This window comes from Streptomyces sp. NPDC002896 (assembly GCF_040295225.1).
In the GTDB taxonomy this organism is placed as follows: Bacteria; Actinomycetota; Actinomycetes; order Streptomycetales; family Streptomycetaceae; genus Streptomyces.
Window position 1 is genome coordinate 17600 of record NZ_JBEOVA010000045.1, and the last position, 17437, is coordinate 35036.

A 17437-nucleotide genomic window follows, 5' to 3' on the forward strand; every position below is an offset into this window, starting at 1 on the left:
TGGGACATCCGCCTGGGCCAACGACGCGTACCCGTACGCGGCGCGCCACCGCTTCGCGAGAAGCTTGTCAGTTCCATTGGAACAGCAAAAGGCAAAGGCAAGGAGAGCTCTCTCCTTGCCACTTTCAACATATAGCGCGCTGGGGGGCTTGCCGCAAGACCCGGGTCACAGCGCAGAATCGTCGGCCGATGCCACAACCTGCGGAAATGAGGGCACGACGTGCGTGTGCTGTTGTCGACGTATGGGGGACGCGGTGACGTCGAACCAGTGGTGGGACCGGCAGTGCAGTTGCGGGTGCTCGGCGCGGAGGTGCGGGGGTGCGCGCCGCCCGACTGGGCGGCGCGGCCGGCCGACTCGTCAGAGGGAAGGCAACCAGGGATGAGGACGTGCCCGACAAGAGGTTCGACAGAGCTGCAGGCGCCGGTTATTCGATTGGCCACCGCAGTGCACCGGAGCACGGCTGCCTCGAAGGTATCGCAATGATTGAGCAGTACGTGCTGGATCTTCAAGAGGTTGACGAGATGCAGGTCGCGGTCGTTGGTGGCAAGGGCGCGCACCTGGGCGGGCTGTCGCGGATCGAAGGCATCCGCGTGCCGGGCGGCTTTTGCGTGACGACGGACGCCTTCCGGCGGATCATGGCGGAAGCGCCGTCGATCGACGATCGGCTCGATCAACTGTCGCGCTTGAACCCGGACGACCGGGAGGCGATCCGCACGCTCAGCACGCAGATCCGCCGGACCATCGAAGGGATCGCCATCCCGGGCGATCTCGCGGCGGCGATCACCCGCGCGCTCGCCCAGCACGGCGAGCAAGCCGCCTACGCCGTCCGATCCAGCGCGACGGCAGAGGACCTGCCGACGGCCTCCTTCGCCGGCCAGCAGGACACGTACCTGAACATCGTGGGGCCGACGGCGATCCTCCAGCACGTCAGCCGGTGCTGGGCCTCGCTGTTCACCGAGCGGGCCGTGACCTACCGCCAGCGGAACGGCATCGACCACCGTACGGTCCACATGGCCGTGGTCGTGCAGCAGATGGTCTTCCCGCATGCGGCCGGCATCCTGTTCACGGCCGACCCCGTCACGGGCAACCGGAACGTCGCCACCGTGGACGCCGGCTTCGGCCTCGGCGAGGCCCTGGTCTCCGGCCTGGTGAACCCGGACGTCTTCAAGGTGCGCGACGGCGAAGTCGTCGCCAAGGAGATCGCCGCCAAACAGCGCGCCGTTCACGCCCTGCCGGCCGGCGGTACGCAGGAAATGGCGATCGACTCGCAGCGGCAGGAGCAGCCGGCGCTGACGGATGCGCAGGTCGTGCGGCTCGTGCAGCTCGGGCGGCGGATCGAAGCGTACTTCGGCAGCCCGCAGGACATCGAATGGTGCCTGGTCGATGAGGGCTTCCAGATCGTTCAGAGCCGGCCGATCACGACGCTGTTCCCCGTCCCGGAGACCGGCGACCAGGAGAATCACGTCTACGTCTCCGTCGGTCATCAGCAGATGATGACCGACCCCATGAAGCCCCTGGGGCTCTCCATGTGGCAGCTGACGGCCATGGTGCCGATGCACGAGGCCGGCGGGAGGCTGTTCGTCGACGTCACCCGGCGCCTGACCTCGCCCGCGAGCCGCGCCGGCCTCCTGGACGTCATGGGAAGAGGCGATCCGCTGGTCAGGGACGCGCTGGAGACCGTCCTCGACCGCGACGGTTTCGTCCCGTCGCTCCCGGACGCGGGTCCCGGCGGGCCGCCGGCCAGCGGTGCGTCCGTCCCGATCGAGACCGATCCGGCCATCGTCACCGGGCTGATCGAGCGCAGCCAGGTGTCCATCGCCGCCCTGGAGCGCGACATCCGGACGAAGACCGGACCGGCGCTGTTCGACTTCCTGCTGGAGGCCTTCGAGGAGCACAAGCGAGTCCTCAGTGATCCGCTGAACCTTCAGGCGATCATGGCGGGGATGGAGGCCACGTGGTGGCTCAACGACAAGCTGCAGGAGTGGCTGGGCGAGAAGAACGCGGCTGACACGCTGACGCTGTCCGCCCCCGACAACGTCACGTCGGAGATGGGACTGGCGCTGCTCGACGTCGCGGACGTGATCCGCCCGCAGCCGGAGGTGGTGGCGTTCCTGCAGGGCGTCGAGGACGAGGGCTTCCTGGACGAGCTGGCGAAGGTCGCGGGCGGGGCCGAAGCGCGCGACGCCATAGAGGCCTACCTCGACCGGTACGGCATGCGCTGCGTCGGCGAGATCGACATCACGAGGCCACGTTGGCGCGAGCGCCCCACCACGCTCGTGCCCGTGATCCTCGACAACGTCAGGAACTTCGAGCCGGGCGCCGCCGAGCGGCGCTTCGAGCAAGGGCGGCAGAAGGCGCAGAAGAAGGAACACGACGTGCTGTCGCGCTTGCGAGCCCTGCCGGATGGGGACCAAAAAGCCGACGAGGCCAAGCGGATGATCGACCGGGTCAGAACCTTCATCGGGTACCGGGAGTACCCGAAGTACGGCATCGTCAGCCGCTACTTCGTCTACAAGCAGGCCCTGCTGGAGGAGGCCGAGCGCCTCGTGCAGGCCAACGTGTTTCCTGAGAAGGAGGACATCTTCTACCTCACGTTCCAGGAACTCCACGACGTCGTGCGCTCGAACCAGGTGGATGACCAGCTCATCCAGCAGCGCAAGGACGCCTTCCGGTCGTACCACGCGCTCACACCGCCCCGGGTGCTCACATCGGATGGCGAGGCCGTCACCGGGGCGTACCGGCGCGACGACGTGCCGGCTGGCGCCCTGATCGGCCTACCGGTTTCCGCCGGGACCATCGAGGGAAGGGCCCGCGTCATCCTTGACATGGCGGAGGCCGATCTCGAAGCGGGCGACATCCTGGTCACGACCTTCACGGACCCCAGCTGGTCGCCACTGTTCGTCGGAATCGCGGGCCTGGTGACGGAGGTGGGCGGCCTGATGACCCATGGCGCAGTGATCGCCCGGGAGTACGGTTTGCCAGCCGTCGTGGGCGTGGAGCAGGCCACCCGGCTGATCCGGGACGGGCAGCGGATCCGCGTGCACGGAACCGACGGGTACGTCGAGCTCCTGCCTTGACCGACCACACCGAGAAGCCCCATCCGTAGTTCCGACTAAACAACGCCAAGCAGTTGATGACCACCCCACGACCGCCGCCCGCAACGCGCACACGACCCGTAACTGTTCTTCACCTGGGAAAGTGCCTCTTCCGCTACCACGTACAGGACCCTCAGCACGTCCTATCGTTGCAGCTCAGAGGCACTTTCTACTTTCTCGATCACCTATCGGACAGCGCCCCTCGTGAAAGCCCGAGGCTAGGTGCATGCCCCGCGAGGGCGAGGGAACCGGCGCAGTGGGGCCGCTGGGCTGGATCAAATAGGCACGGACAGGTGTCCTGTGACAGTGAACCTTGAGCTCGTGCCATCGAATGCTGGCGGGCACGTTCGCGAGTCAGCGAAGTCTGAGCTCCTCGGTCCGCCTGTGGCGGCCGGGGTGGGGCAGGCCATACTGGCGCAATGGGCAGACCGCAGACGATCGATGAGTACATCGAGGGCTTCGCCGGGCAGGGCCGCGAGATGCTTGGGCAGGTACGGGCAATGGCCCGCGAGGCGGTCCCCGAGGCGAGCGAGGCGATCAAGTGGGGCCATCCCGCGTGGGTGCACCCGTCCGGGACGATCCTGTTCATGGTCAGCGGCCACGCGAAACACGCGAACGTCGTGTTCACCCCCAGCACCCGCGAGGCGTTCGACGCCGACCTCGCCGACTTCGCCACTGGCAAGGGCTCGGTCAAGCTCCCGTACGGCCAGCCCGTGCCGGGCGACCTGCTGCGCCAGATGATTGCGTTCCGCATGCGCGAGCACGAGAACGACGGCGTGCTGTGGACGTGACGACCGTGGTACGCCCCTCCTGGCACGGGCTGTCACCACGGCAAGCGGCAGCAGGCACGTCACCAAGTCCTCCCACAGAGCGATAGTCCGGGCATCGCTGGACGTCTTCGGCGCACAGGCGCCGCTGTGACCGGCGGCTACCGTCACTCAAACTCCGATGGCACGAGCTCAAGGTTCACTGTCACAGGACAACAGGTTGGCCCCAGGATGGCAGCGGGCGCACGCCTTCGGACTGGGTGGTGCAGATGTCCCTCGGGTCGCAGCATCCCGTAGCTGTGCACGTCGGCGGCTGCCACATGGCGGGGAAGCGGTTCCGTGGCGTGCCGCGAGAGGCCGCTGTGCGGGCGCTCACCGAGGGCGTCGGGACGTCGGTCAGGGGCGGGCGTTCAGGGCGTCATCTTTGCGTCACACACTCTTGGCATGCGCATCAAGAGGCTGGCTGGCGTGTGTCAGAAGTCTCGGCACTCCACCGGGCTCGGGCGGCTGTCATGATGTGCCGCTCTTGCCTCGAAGTGGCGAGGGCCCACGGACGGAATACCCGGGGTCGCCGGCGCGCCGGACCTGGCCACCGCGCTTCAGCGCGCGGAGGAGGCCGGGCTGACGCACCTGAACCTGGACGGCACCGCGGTCCGCACCGAGCGCGTCGCCGCCCCCCGGCCCCAACGGCGCGGACCTGTGGTGGTCTGGACGGAAAGAGAAATTTTCTCGCATGTGCGCAGTACCTCATGATTCGTGGGTCTGCGGATGTGCCGGAAGCGGCCCCTTGTGTATCCGTCCTGGCCGGGTATGGTCTGATGTCGGCTCGGCCAGGCGGTTGTGCGTCGTGGAGCCGTGAGGATTTGTCGGCGAAGCGGAAACTCGCCCCGCGCCTTGGATTTCCGGCTGTCTGTCCGCGGAGGTGGCACGGAGGGACATGCTGCTCGCAGGGTGAACTGGGGTGCATGTCACATCAAGGGGACTATGTCCGCTGCGTATTGGCATGTTGACTGAGTGAGCAGCGTACCGACGGATCCAGACGATGAACGAGGGGCACGCTCCGTTTCGGATGTGCGCAGACAGACCGACAGGCGTTCGGCGCGAGGCAGACCATGGAGGCTTCGACTGCTACGCCGGCCGACGGCGGCAGCTGCGGCGGGGGAAGCATTGCAGCAGGACCCCGCTCCTGGCGGTCGGTGCGTCCGGTGGTCTCGGACGGCTCGGCGCATGGACTGAGCGGTGAGCTGCCCGACGCCGTACGGCAGTTCGGCCCGTGGCACGCCTGCGACGGCTTTCTGTCCGGACCGCCGGGCATGATCCGCAGCGGCGTCGACACCCTCGCGGGGATTGGCATCCCCTCCCACCGGAGTCGGCACGACTCCATCGAAGAACTGGTCGCGGCTACTCCCGGCCACGGTACGAGGGCCTGAAGGAGACACGGAAGAACGTGGACGGGCATGTGAACCTGGACGGGCACGGGGGCTGGGACAGGAACGAGGACCCGGATCGGAAGACTGTCCCGGGCACTGCCCCGGGACAGGCCGGTGGGCCGGAGCCAGGTCCCGAGGGGTCCGCCGCAGCGCGCCCGGGAGTGGACACGCGGCCGCTTCAGGCCGGGCCCGACGGCACTGGGGCGGCCGCGTCCAGGGCCGAAGGTGCCGACCTGGCCCACGGCGGCGACGGTGCTCCGATCCAGCACCAGCGGGCCTTCGTACCACGCGGCCGCCACGCCCGACGCTCCCACCCTGACCTCCCGGGCAATGACGGCGAGCACCGGCTCCAAGAGCGCATGGGCACCACCGACCGCGCCGACAAGTTCTACGACGAGCAGGTGCTCGACCGGCTCAACCCGCGGATGCGGGAGTTCGCGGCACGGCAGGAGATGTTCTTCCTGGCCACCTCCGACCGCCACGGGGAGTGCGACAACACCTTCCGGGCTGGCCCTCCCGGCTTCATCCAGGTCTTCGACGACAGGACGCTGGCCTACCCCGAGTACCGCGGCAATGGCGTCCTCGCCAGCCTCGGCAACATCCAGGAGAATCCACACGTCGGCATTCTCATGATCGACTTCCTTCAGGACCGGATCGGCCTCCACGTCAACGGCCGGGCCCGTATCGTCCCCGACGACGAGTTGCGCCGCGCTCGTCCGGACCTGCCGGTCGACTCCGTGCCCGGTCGCCGGGCTCAGGTGTGGGTGGAGGTCACGGTGGAGGAGGCGTACATCCACTGCGCCAAGCACATCCCGCATCTTCAGAAGGTCCCGGCACGCGGGGGCCGCGCGTGGGGCACGGACGACCACAAGCGCAAGGGCGGTGACTTCTTTGGCGCGGCGGCCGAGGCGGCCGACCGCGCTCCATACCAGCGCCCGCGGCGCGAGGACGGCGATCTCCAGTCCTGGGCGCACCACGGGACAGAGGCCTGGCAGCGCGAGGCGGAGAGGGTGCTCGCCACGGCGGCGCGGCAGCAGGGCGCCGGTGCGGAGGAGGAGCCGTTCCGCGGCTGGTTCTGCTAGACCAGAGCCGTCAATGCGCCATGAAAACCCCCTCTGAGTAGGGAAGACAAGCGGCCCGCTCGCGCCCTCGCACGTGCTTTGCTCCCGAAGACAGAGCCGCGCGCCTGGGCGCACTCGGCCTGGTCGCTACGTACAGGGCATGAGCAAACGCCGTCCGTCCTGGGTGATCTATCCGGTGCCTGGTGGGAGTTGACCGAGCCGGTCCTGTCGCCCTGGCGGGCCGCGTGTCGCGGGTTCGGCATGAACATCGGCCGCCCCACCCCCAGCACGACCTGCGCACCATCGTGGGCGCGATCTGGTAAGCGGGCCGGACCGGCATGGCACATACAGTCCGCTATCGATCGATAGCGGAAAGTTCCCGAGATGCAGTGGCGGCCCGGCTTCAGTGAATCTGCACACCGCATGCGCAACCACGGCAAAGTGTGCGATGGATCTGCACATGGGCTCGTCGCATCGTGCTCTGTTGGTCCGGAGTGTCCTGTTAGGAGCGGCGATGGCAATACCAGTCACGTCCAGTGCCGTGCGTCATGCGAAGAAGTCACACCCAAGTCGTGTGCGCGTCTACACGGATGAGTTGCTTTTGCGTTGAACTGCCGTGGTGGGAGGGATCGTTTGTTGGATGCCTCGCGGAGTTCCGTGCTTTGATCCTTTGCACCGCGGGGTCGCGCGAAGGTTTCCGGAAACGGATGCCACACGCCTGCGGTCGAGGCCCGCTATCCGTCCCCAGCGGGGCCGCCCCCCTTGTGGATCATCCATACGAAGGGAAGTTTCATCATGAACTCCGCTCCCCAGGTTGAGACCGTTGAGATCTCCGACGCCGAACTCGACAACGTCTCCGGCGGCCTGAGCCCGCACGCCAGCGTCGTGGCCGGCCCCGCGGCGGTTAGCGACTCGGCCGTCCTGGCCCAGGTCGACGCAGTCAAGAACGAGGTCCTGAGCGCGGCCGGCCAGTACCACCACGCCAGCGCCAGCGTCTCCTTCTGATCGGTGGCCTGAACGCCTGTCAGGGAGCACCTGCCAACCGGACGGTGCTTTCTCCTGTTGGTTCACCCCCTGGATTACGTTTCATCCCGTGATGCAGGGTCGCGCCAGGACACGGCGGCTTCGCCGGTGACGCGGCGGGCCATCAGGCCGGTCATGGCGAGGTGGATCGTGGCTTCGGAGCGGGCGGGCAGGGTCTCGTAGTCGCGGGCCAGGCGCCGGTGGAATATCAGCCAGCCCAGCGTTCGCTCCACCGCCCACCTGCGCGGTAGCGGGGTTAACCCCCGAGCGGCAGGCGGATGTTGGACGATTTCCATGTCGATGCCGAGACCGGCGGCATGCTCGACGAGGTGCTGGCGGTAGCCGCCGTCCACCCAAGACTTACGGATCATGGGGTGGGCGCCGGCCACCGTCTCGATCCGGCGGGTGCCGGCCACGCTCGCGGGGGTGACCAGCACCGCCAGCAGCAGTCCGAGCGTGTTGACGATGCTCCGCTTCCTCCCGACGATCTTCTTCGCCGCGTCCGCGCCCTGGCTGGAGGCGGGAGCCGGTGGAGGTCTTCACGCTCTGGACGTCGATCAAACAGGCCGACGGCGGTACCTGGACCGAAGTGGTGCGTGGAGCCGCCCCCGCTCCGGTCGACCGGCGAGGGATCCGTGTCGATCCTCCTTTCACAAGGGCCAACTCGCCGCTCAGACGCGGCCATCAGTGCAGATCAACCTTGCGTTAGCCGTTGTCAGTTGCTCGCGACACCCAGACATGATTGCATCACACATGATGTTGTGACGGTAGTCACATCACGGCGCTGTGCCTACATTCTCCGACGCGTTGAGATCGTCGACCGGGCACGGCAAGGACAAGAACCCAGAACGGCAATCGCCCACCCCAGGCGGGCGGTGCGCCGGTCAGGAGGGAGCAGCGTGGCTTGCTCGCACACCTCAGGATGTCCCCTTTTCCCCTTACTCAGGGCGAGCTTGCAGGGTTGGCGCGACTATTACTGCGACAGCGAGGATCGGTATCGCGACTGTGCGCGCTACAAGTTGGCACTTATCGGCGAGCGCGTGCCCATCAGCCTGCTGCCCAACGGGCACCACGCGCATCACCTCCAACCCGTAGCCGACGTGGATCCTTCCGGCGCGGCGGCCGACCCGAGGCAGACACCTCGGCAGGCGCCATCACAGCCCAATCCGTGGTCAGCGGAGACCACGGCCCCGTTTGAACCAGCCCCGCCGCCGGCACAGGCCCATCACCAACCGTCACCATCCGCACACAATCTCCAGCCACAAGACCGCCTCGCTCGACACACGCGGCAAGCACCCCGCTCAAGGCGCGGCTGGTGGGCTCGCCTCGTCGATTGGATGAGAGGACCCGCATGAGTACCTACTGGCCCTGGTGGGCGGGCGCTATCGGGCTCGCTCTGGTCACCATCGCCTACACCCTCGCCACCGATCGGTCTTTCGGGGTGTCGTCGGCGTGGGATCGCGTGTTGCATTGGCGCAGTGAACGCCACCTCGAGCGGCTGGAGGAGGAGTTCACCGACGATCGTGCTCTCGCCGAGGCGCTCGCCGCAGCCACCGCCGAGCACTTCGGGACCGGCCCCGGTGCGCCCACCTCGCCGCACAGTCCGTATGAGCAGACGCAGCCGCAGGACCCGAACGGCGAGCCGACGTCGGCTGAGAGCCCCTCGGTCACGAGCCTGCGCCCGGTTCCGGTGGTCACCCAGGCTGCCCTGCTGGTGTCGATTTTCCTCGGCGGATGGATCGCCGCGGTCACTTCCGGGCGGTTCCAGTTCCGCTTCGATATGGGCCCGGGGTTTCGGAACCTGGTCACTGCCAATCCGACCGCCATGATCGCCCTGTTGTTCGTGGGAGGCGTGCTGGTCGGCTTTGGCACTCGACTGGCCGGCGGGTGCAGCTCCGGCCACGGACTTAGCGGCTGCGGTCGGCTGAGCCCGGTCAGCATTGTCGCAACCGCCGTGTTCTTCGGCACCGCCGTCGTGGTGTCGTTCCTCCTGTGGAAGGTGATCTGATGCGTACCCGGGGCGCAGTTCTGCTGGCCACCGTCATCACCGGACTGGCCCTCGGCTATACCGTCACCAACATCGGTTTTGGCGACTACGCCGAACTCAACCGCATGTTCACCTTCCAAGACCTGCGCATGTTCCTCGCCTTCGTCGGCGCCGTCGTGATCATCGTGTGTGTGTTCGCTCTGCTGCGGGTCCGCCGCACCCCTGGGCGCATCCACGCCGGCGTGATCCCCGGGGCGGTGTTGTTCGGTACGGGCTGGGCGATCTCAGGTGGATGCCCGGCAATCCCGATCATCCAGGTCGCCAGCGGGTACCTGCCCGCCGTGGTCACCATCGCCGGCGTCGCCGTTGGTATGCGGCTGTGCCGCTGGGCCAACGCCCGATACTTCCATCTCGACCGCGGCTCCTGCGGGCTGTGACCAAGGGCGCCCGCGGAAGGCATCCTGCTCTCGGTGTACGAGCCCGGCCCGAACGCCGCCCCTCGCCTGCCATCTCTGCAGTTCAGCCCGGTTCATCCAGCCCCTCACGAATCACCCAATGAGGCACCCTCACAGGATCTGCACCCAAAGGAATTGACTGGGGCCGCCCCTTCATCAGGGGCGTCCGCCAACGTGGCGGACCCTGGCGGTCCCTCATGTCACAGCCGGTACGCTGGGCCCGGCTGCGGCATCCCACCATCACCCCCACCTACGCGGTGTCGGCCTGCGGCGATCGAGACGTCTCACGGCATGAGGGTGAAAACAGGTGCGGATAGCGGGGCGGTACGAGCTGCACGACCCGATCGGGCGAGGCGCGATGGGGGAGGTTTGGCGGGCCTTCGACGAGAGCCTCGGCAGACCGGTGGCCGTCAAACTCCTGCTACCGCAGGACGCCGATCCCACGGCCGCCTCGCGCTTTCGCTTGGAGGCCCAGACCGCGGGGCGACTCAACCACCCTCACCTGGTCGGCGTCTTCGACTTCGGCGAGTACGAGGACCGTCTGTTCCTGGTGATGGAGCTGGTCGGCGGCGACAGCCTCGCCCGCCACCTCGCTTCCACCGGGCCGATGCCCGCCGGGCAGGTGGCCCGCATCGCCGCCCAGGCGGCGGCAGGGCTCGCCGCCGCGCATCAGCAGGGTATCGTCCACCGCGACATCAAACCTGCCAACCTCCTCCTGGACGCTGACGGCACCGTGAAGATCGGCGACTTCGGCATCGCCCGGTTCCTCGACGACCCCGCAGCCGCCCTCACCACGACCGGGCAGATCGTCGGCACCAGCCTCTACCTCGCCCCCGAGCGCGCCCTGGGGCAGCCCGCCGATCCGGCCTGCGACGTGTACTCGCTGGGCTGCGTGCTGTACCAACTCCTCACCGGCCGCCCGCCGTTCCGGTCCGACACCGCCGTCGCGATCCTCCACCAGCACCTCGACGCCTCCCCCGTACCACCCCGGCAGCTCGGCGCCGAACTCCCGCCCGCCTTCCAGAACTACCTCCTCGGCCTCCTCGCCAAGCTGCCCGAGGACCGGCCCACCGCACAGCAGGTCGCCGACTGGTTCGCCTCCGGCGCCTGGCAGGGGAGGCCCGAGCCACTGCCCGCCGCCGCACCGGCTGCCGATCAGCAGGCGACGTTCCCACCTGCGCCAGGGCCGGGTCAGCCCCCGGGCCGATCCCGCACGATCCGGACGCCGGCCCCGCGACCACGTATCTGCTGCCGTCCGCCGCCAGGCACACGGCACGGCCACACGGTCCCACGGCGTCGGGGGCTGCTGGCGATCCGTGAACTCACCGCTCACCGCCCTGGAGCGGCCAGCGCGGTCGCCGCATCGGTGATCTTCCTGGCCGCTATGCTTGTCGGCATGCTGTTGTCCGCGCCCGAGGGCAGTTCGGCGGAGAATCCCCAAACCGACTCGCCCGGCCGTACGAGTCCCGCCACGGCCTCGGAGCCGAGCACATCCCCGACCCCACCCACTGGGCTACTCCCAACCAGTACCGCGGACAGGGCAGCGACGGAGAGCGCCGGCAGCGAGCGACAGGAGAGCGAGAAGGAGCAGCAGAAGAAGCAAGAGCAGACGCAAGAGCGTCACGACAAGGATGCGAATGAGGACGAGGACGACTGACCAAGAAGGCAGCGTGTTACTGGTCCGGGGCGTGGTCGTAAGGTCAGTGCATCGTGCAGGTACCGGTGGGCGATTGGCACGGACACTGCGTCGTCGCGGGGAGTTGGGCGACGCGTGTGCCAGCGACGAAGCGCAACACCAAGACCGACGCGACAGCGGAACGACCCCCCACCTGCTGACGGTTGCTGACCGGCACGAACACAGCGGCCCGGGGTCATTGCCACAGCAGCCGGGCGCTCGGCCCCTTCGAGCAGGCACGTCGGCTCACGGCTTGGCCTGAGTTCCGGGACCGACCGGTCCACAAACGAGCACCGCCGCGACGGCGCAGATGCCAGGGCCAGCGATGTGCGGGTCCCGCCGGTCATTCCCGATCCCGGTCAGAGGGGGGAATGAGACCGCGGACGGTGAACGCCGCCGCGATCGAGGGCTCGCGTGGTGAAAGGCACCAGGGCGCCCAGCAGAGCCCAGCCGGCCAGGGCCGGGAACAGTCCGACCTGCAGAGCGCGTTGCCCGGACCGCGAGGTGGTGGCCTTGGCCGAGGCGCTGTCGCGCGGCTGACAGACTGGCCCTGCCCGCGGGGACTTCAGGAGGGGAGCGGGATGGGGACGCGTACGAAACGGTGGCTGACCGGTGGGTGGCTGGTGCTCGTACTCGGCAGTTGGGCTTTCACAGAGTCAATCGACGATGGCATCGAGCCGACGTCGGGTCCGCATCCCGAACCGTCGTCCTCTGTTTTTCCACTTCCCTCAGGGTGCCGGGCGCCGACACCCACGCCGGAATCTAACGCGGACAGCGACGAGTATTCCATCGCTGTCATCTGCAAAGAATCGACGGAGGATTGACAGCGCCACTGCCCCTGACCGGCGGGTCGGGCCTCGGCCATGCCCCACCAGACCGTGCCCCCCAGGAGCGCCAAGGATCCCGTGACGAGCGTGTTGAGCCTGGAGCGCGCAGGGGCAGGCCAGCACGGGGGGGACCAGCCTGACCCTGCGCGCGAGGCCCGCGTACCTCCCTCAGAGGGCGGGCCGGTTGACCCTCGTGATCGGGTCAACTCCTACTGCGCCTCAAAAGCCCGGAGTGTCACCCACGAACGCGGATCACCCCGAGGCCAACACCTTTGCACAGAGCCACCCATATCTGTTTCGCGAGTCAATCACGAAGTCTCCGCACCGCTCTCGTCACTTGAGTCCCCGGCCGGGACTGTGGTGCCGGTGCGGTAGTGACGTCGGTGGCGTGGATGGCTGCCGCCAACGCCAATGCTGCGGCGGTGACTTTCCCCCTGATCGTCATGGGCGGTGGATAGCAGCCGTAACCGGCTGGGGACGTTGGCCTTTATGGGGCCGTTTTCCAGGGGTTATCGGCGTCCGCCGAGGCGGTCGTCGTGGATGTGTCCGGCCACGGTGGCGAGCCAGGGCTGCGGCCGAGGCGGCGCCATACCGCCGACGGACCGGCCCGCCAATAATGGGCCAACGGCTGTCAACGGAAGTGGGGACTCGTGTCGCCGCACCTGCGCAATGGCCCGTACGGCTACGGGCTCGTCACCAAGACCCTGCACTGGCTGCTCGTCGCCGCCTTCACCGCGCAGTTCGCCGTCGGGTATCTGCTGGACGGCGAGGAGAGCGGGCACGGTCGCGGGAGAGGACGGGGCCGGGGCGGCGAGTCGGGACACGGACGGGGGCAGGGCCGGGGCGGCGGGTACGAGGTATTCGGCGACGACAGCCTGCTCACCCTGCACGTCGCCCTCGGCGCGACCATCCTCGCCCTCGGGCTCGTCCGGCTGCTCTGGCGTCTCACCACCCCGCTGCCGCCGTGGGCGCCGACCCTGACGGCCGTCGAGCGGCGCCTCGCCACCTGGACCGAGCGGGCCCTGCACTTCCTCACCTTCGCCGTCCCCCTCAGCGGCCTCTGGCTGATTGCCGCCGACGACGACGCGCTGCCCTGGCACATAGCCGGGCATGTGGCGTTCTTTGCCGTCCTGGCGCTCCACGTGGGCCTGGCCCTCAAGCATCAGCTCCTGGACCGCGACCACCTCCTGCTGCGCATGCTCTGGGGCCGCACCACACCGTAAGAGCCAAGCCGCGCCACCGCGCCGGAGGGCGGATCACGTCGCCATTGCGCCCGGTAAAACGGCGCTGGGGAGCAGGGCTTGGCTCTTCCGGGCCCACCTCTCCCGCACGCGGGACCCATATTGGCCCCATCGGGCCCTCCGAGAGCCCCATCACCGAACTGGTTCAGACCACGTGACGATCAAGGAAACGACAAAGGCCAGGTCCGAAGCTATCTGACCTGGCCTTTTCACTGAGCCGCCTACGGGATTCGAACCCGAGACCTACGCATTACGAGGACCTGCAAGATCGTGACGGTCGCTGACCCGTGATCACGCTCGATCCATATTTCCCTGGTCAGAGACTTGCAAGGCTCAATGGCGTGCCGCTTCATCCAATGAGTGCTGAATCGTCCGCTCTGAGCTGACCCCGGTTTCGTGGAGTCCCTGAAGCCAGGCTTATGATCCTGGCGTAAGGAGAACCACGCAGTGCCAGCACCACGTAAATACCCGGACGAGCTCCGCGAGCGGGCCGTCCGTGAGGTCCGTTCCACCCGCCGTCCCGTCGCGCATGTCGCGAGGGACCTCGGCATCCACAAGGAGGCCTTGCGGCAGTGAGTCCGCCAGGCCGAGGCCGATGCCGGTGAGCGGGATGACCACCGCCGAGCTCGAGGAACTCAAGCAACTCCGCAAGGAAAAGGCCGAGTTGAGGCGGGCGAACGAGATCCTCAAAGCGGCCAGCGTGTTTTTTGCCCAGGAGATCGACCGTCCCCGGACGAGGCCGAGCAGGTGATCGACCACCTGCGCGCGAAGAGCCTCGGGGTCGATCCCGTCTGCCGGGTGCTGGAGCTGTCTCCGTCGACATACTTCGCCCGCTGGCTACGACTACCTGAGCTGCGGCTGAACCTCACGAGCGGTGCGGTCTGGTCGGGCGCGGCACCGTCACTGCCGGGACCGTCACGTGCCGCAGACACGCGCGGCCCACTGAGCCAATCAGGGCTACCGACGAAATGCGGCTCGTGAGGTGACGGAATGCCGGTCGCGGAGTCAGCGAGCGGGCGGCGCGCGTCCGATCACGTTCGCGGCGCGGCAGCGTTCCCAGTTTGGGAACACTGCCGAACCACCCGGACCGGCGACGCCGGGGGACGGAGGTTCACCGGGAATCTCCACTGAGCCTGAGCACGATAGGTGTCGCATTTGCACGACAACTGTCGTAGGGAGCACGGAACTACGCCAGATCGATCAGGCCGCGAGCACGGAAGCCTCGGGCCCCGCGTCACCTCGCGGGTGCGACCGGTGCACACACGCCGCGCGGCGCCCGATGCCGGGCCCCCGGTCAGCTGGCTTCCGTCAGGGCCGCGTGCGCGGCGGCGAGAATCTCCTCGGAGAGCGGGGAGCCCTGGGTGGCCCGGGACAGGACCAGAGCACCGACCAGGGTGCACAGCCGGGCGAGGCCGCCCTCGCCGCCCCCGACGGCCTCGGCGGGGGCGAGGAACGCGGCGAAGTCGGCCACGCCCTCCGCGTAGGTACGGCGCGCCTCGCGGCCTTCGGGTCCGCGCGCGACATCGATGGCGAGAGCCGCGACCGGGCAGCCGTCCGCCGCGTTGTCACGGTGTTCGACGGAGAGGTAGGCGTCGATCAGGGCCCGCTGAGCGGCATCCCGCTGCCCGTCGTGCCGCTCGAGCCCGGCCGCATTGCGCCGTGCGATCTCATCGAAGGCGTGGGCGGTGACCTCATCGACGAGCGCTTCCTTGGAGGCGAACTGCTTGTAGAAGGCACCGTGGGTGAGGCCGGCCGCCTTCATGAGATCGGCGACGCTGACGTGGGTGCCCTGCTCCCGGAACAGCCGCGACGCGGTGTCCACCACCCGCCTGCGGTTCTCCTCCGCCTGCGCCTGCGATACGCGGCCCATGACCACCCTCCCATTTGGATGTCGACTGGCATCTATCGTAGACCCGTGTTTAGATTGTTGTCGCAATCTAATTGGCGCGGGTGTCCCGACGGCGCCCGAAATGATCTGGAGCGAGCATGGAACTCAAGAACGCGGTCGCGGTGGTCACCGGCGCCAACCGGGGCCTCGGGCGGCACCTGGCCGCCCAGCTCGTGGAGCATGGCGCCAAGGTCTACGCGGCGGCCCGCCGTCCCGAGACGGTCGACCTGCCGGGCGTCCGCCCACTGCGCCTCGACGTGACGGACCAGGAGTCGATACGGGAGGCCGCCCGCATCGCGTCGGACGCGACGCTACTGATCAACAACGCGGGCATCTCCACCGGCGCGACGCTGGTCGGCGGCGACCTGGACGAGGTACGTCGCGAGATGGAGACCAACTTCTTCGGCCCGCTCGTCGCCACACGGGCCTTCGCCCCCGTCATCGAGGGCAACGGCGGCGGCGCCGTACTCAACGTCCTGTCCGCCCTGTCCTGGTTCCACCCGGCAGGACTCGGCTCCTACGCCGCCTCCAAGGCCGCCGCCTGGGCGCTGAGCGACGCGAGTCGCGAGGAACTGGCGCCCCGCGGGATCACCGTCTCGGCGCTGCACGTCGGCTACATGGACACCGACATGGCCGCCGGCGTGCCCGCCGATCAGAAGGTCGCAGCCGCCGACGTCGCGGCCCAGGCCCTGCGCGGCATCGAGACCGGCCTGCCCGAGATCCTCGCCGACGAGACCAGCCGGTACGTCAAGCAGAGCCTGTCCGCGGCGCCCCAGCCGAACGCGGGCTGACGCTCACCCCCTCCACCACGGCACGACGGCCTTCCAGGCCCCCTTGCGCAAGGACTTCTCATGCGTTACACGACCTTCGGACACAGGACCGGACTGCGCGTGTCCGAGTACGCGCTCGGCACCGCGAACTTCGGCACCGGCTGGGGCGCAGGCGCCGAGCCCGACGAGGCCCGCCGCATCTTCGACCGGTTCGCCGAGGCCGGCGGCACCTTCCTCGACAGCGCCGACGGCTACCAGTTCGGCGAGTCGGAGGAACTGACTGGCAAGCTCGTCTCCGCCGACCGCGAGCACTTCGTCCTGGCCACCAAGTTCGCCCTCGGCGCCGCCCCGCAGCCGGACATCTCCAAGACCGGCAACAGCCGCAAGAACCTGGTCGCCTCCGTCGAGGCCAGCCTGAAGCGCCTGGGCACCGACTACATCGACCTGCTGTGGGTGCACTTCCCCGACCAGCTCACTCCGATGGAGGAGCTCCTGCGCGGTCTCGACGACCTGGTCAGCGCGGGCAAGATCCACCACGCCGCCCTGTCCAACTTCCCCGCCTGGCGCGTCTCGCGCGCGGTAACCCTCGCCGACCTGCGCAACCAGTCCCCCATCATCGGCATCCAGCACGAGTACAGCCTCGTCGAGCGCACCGCCGACCGCGAGCCGCTGCCGATGGCCGAGAGCCTCGGCCTCGGCGCCGCGCTGTGGTCCCCGCTCGGCGGCGGACTGCTCACCGGCAAGTACCGCACGTCCGCAGAAGGGCGCCTTAGCGACCTGGGCATGGTCATCCACACCGAGAGCACCGACCAGAAGACCGCCGTCGTCGACACCGTCCTGGCCATCGCCCAGGAGACCGGTGCGACGCCCGCCCAGGTGGCGGTGGCCTGGGTCCGCGAGCGCGCCGCCCGCTCCACGGCCACGCTGGTCCCGATTATCGGCCCGCGCAACCTCTCCCAGCTCGACAGCTACCTCGCAGCCCTCGACGTCCAGCTGACCGACGAGCAATACGCGCGCCTCGACAAGGTCAGCGCCGTGCCGCTCGGCGTACCGCACGAGGGCATCGCGGGCTCGCTGGGGCACCTCCAGGGCGGCGACGCGAGCAGCGTCATCACCCCGGTCGTGCCGGTGGCCTGAGCCCGGAAACACGGCCGACGCAGAGCTCTCCGCGCAGGCACTGGCCACTGCCGTGCCGACGCGGAGCGCGCGGACTAGAAG

At 68.5% G+C, this 17437-nt stretch carries 12 protein-coding genes and 3 pseudogenes; 13 read left to right on the forward strand and 2 right to left on the reverse strand.

The window, feature by feature from the left end; translation table 11 throughout:
- Positions 1-479 precede the first annotated feature (479 nt).
- The 6 genes and pseudogenes from rph (at position 480) to ABT009_RS42225 (ending at position 7358) form a co-directional block, all read left to right on the forward strand.
- The gene (rph, locus tag ABT009_RS42195; protein ID WP_351307073.1) at positions 480-3077 is read left to right on the forward strand and encodes a rifamycin-inactivating phosphotransferase; all 2598 of its coding nucleotides are present in this window, start codon (positions 480-482) and stop codon (positions 3075-3077) included.
- Positions 3078-3514: 437 nt separating this feature from the next.
- Positions 3515-3886 (forward strand): iron chaperone, encoded by a 372-nt coding sequence (locus ABT009_RS42200; protein WP_351307075.1) that lies wholly within the window; start codon positions 3515-3517, stop codon positions 3884-3886.
- Between the two features lie 245 nt (positions 3887-4131).
- Positions 4132-4872 carry a DUF6233 domain-containing protein gene (locus ABT009_RS47610; RefSeq protein ID WP_502990070.1) on the forward strand — a complete coding sequence of 247 codons (741 nt, stop codon included), beginning with the start codon at positions 4132-4134 and terminating at the stop codon, positions 4870-4872.
- 177 nt (positions 4873-5049) lie between these two features.
- Positions 5050-5292, forward strand: a pseudogene (locus ABT009_RS42215) (globin domain-containing protein); the annotation flags it as partial.
- Positions 5293-5651: 359 nt separating this feature from the next.
- On the forward strand, positions 5652-6374 hold the full coding sequence (locus tag ABT009_RS42220; protein WP_351307076.1) for a pyridoxamine 5'-phosphate oxidase family protein: 723 nt from the start codon (positions 5652-5654) through the stop codon (positions 6372-6374).
- Positions 6375-7148: 774 nt separating this feature from the next.
- Positions 7149-7358, forward strand: coding sequence for a hypothetical protein (locus ABT009_RS42225; protein ID WP_351307078.1), 210 nt, complete (start codon positions 7149-7151; stop codon positions 7356-7358).
- A gap of 74 nt (positions 7359-7432) precedes the next feature.
- Here the strand turns inward: ABT009_RS42225 and ABT009_RS42230 are convergent.
- Positions 7433-7949 (reverse strand): annotated as a pseudogene (locus ABT009_RS42230) (transposase); the annotation flags it as partial.
- Between the two features lie 778 nt (positions 7950-8727).
- Between ABT009_RS42230 and ABT009_RS42235 the strand changes: the two are divergent.
- The 5 genes and pseudogenes from ABT009_RS42235 to ABT009_RS47615 all read left to right on the forward strand — a co-directional run.
- The gene (locus ABT009_RS42235; protein WP_351307080.1) at positions 8728-9384 is read left to right on the forward strand and encodes a YeeE/YedE family protein; all 657 of its coding nucleotides are present in this window, start codon (positions 8728-8730) and stop codon (positions 9382-9384) included.
- Positions 9384-9800: a YeeE/YedE thiosulfate transporter family protein gene (locus ABT009_RS42240; protein WP_351307081.1), complete on the forward strand. Its 417-nt coding sequence runs from the start codon at positions 9384-9386 to the stop codon at positions 9798-9800. Before ABT009_RS42235 ends, ABT009_RS42240 begins: the two co-directional genes overlap by 1 nt.
- Before the next feature lie 376 nt (positions 9801-10176).
- Complete coding sequence (locus ABT009_RS42245; protein ID WP_502990069.1) at positions 10177-11475, forward strand: serine/threonine-protein kinase; 1299 nt, start codon at positions 10177-10179, stop codon at positions 11473-11475.
- A gap of 1495 nt (positions 11476-12970) precedes the next feature.
- On the forward strand, positions 12971-13543 hold the full coding sequence (locus ABT009_RS42250; RefSeq protein ID WP_351307085.1) for a cytochrome b: 573 nt from the start codon (positions 12971-12973) through the stop codon (positions 13541-13543).
- A gap of 465 nt (positions 13544-14008) precedes the next feature.
- Positions 14009-14291: pseudogene (locus ABT009_RS47615) on the forward strand (transposase); the annotation flags it as partial.
- 564 nt (positions 14292-14855) lie between these two features.
- Here ABT009_RS47615 and ABT009_RS42265 read toward each other — a convergent pair.
- Positions 14856-15431, reverse strand: coding sequence for a TetR/AcrR family transcriptional regulator (locus ABT009_RS42265; protein WP_351307090.1), 576 nt, complete (start codon positions 15429-15431; stop codon positions 14856-14858).
- Between the two features lie 116 nt (positions 15432-15547).
- Here ABT009_RS42265 and ABT009_RS42270 point away from each other — a divergent pair, with 116 nt between their 5' ends.
- Positions 15548-16240, forward strand: a complete 693-nt coding sequence (locus tag ABT009_RS42270) for an SDR family oxidoreductase (protein WP_351307092.1) — start codon at positions 15548-15550, stop codon at positions 16238-16240.
- 60 nt (positions 16241-16300) lie between these two features.
- Positions 16301-17356, forward strand: a complete 1056-nt coding sequence (locus ABT009_RS42275) for an aldo/keto reductase (protein ID WP_351307093.1) — start codon at positions 16301-16303, stop codon at positions 17354-17356.
- Positions 17357-17437: the final 81 nt, after the last annotated feature.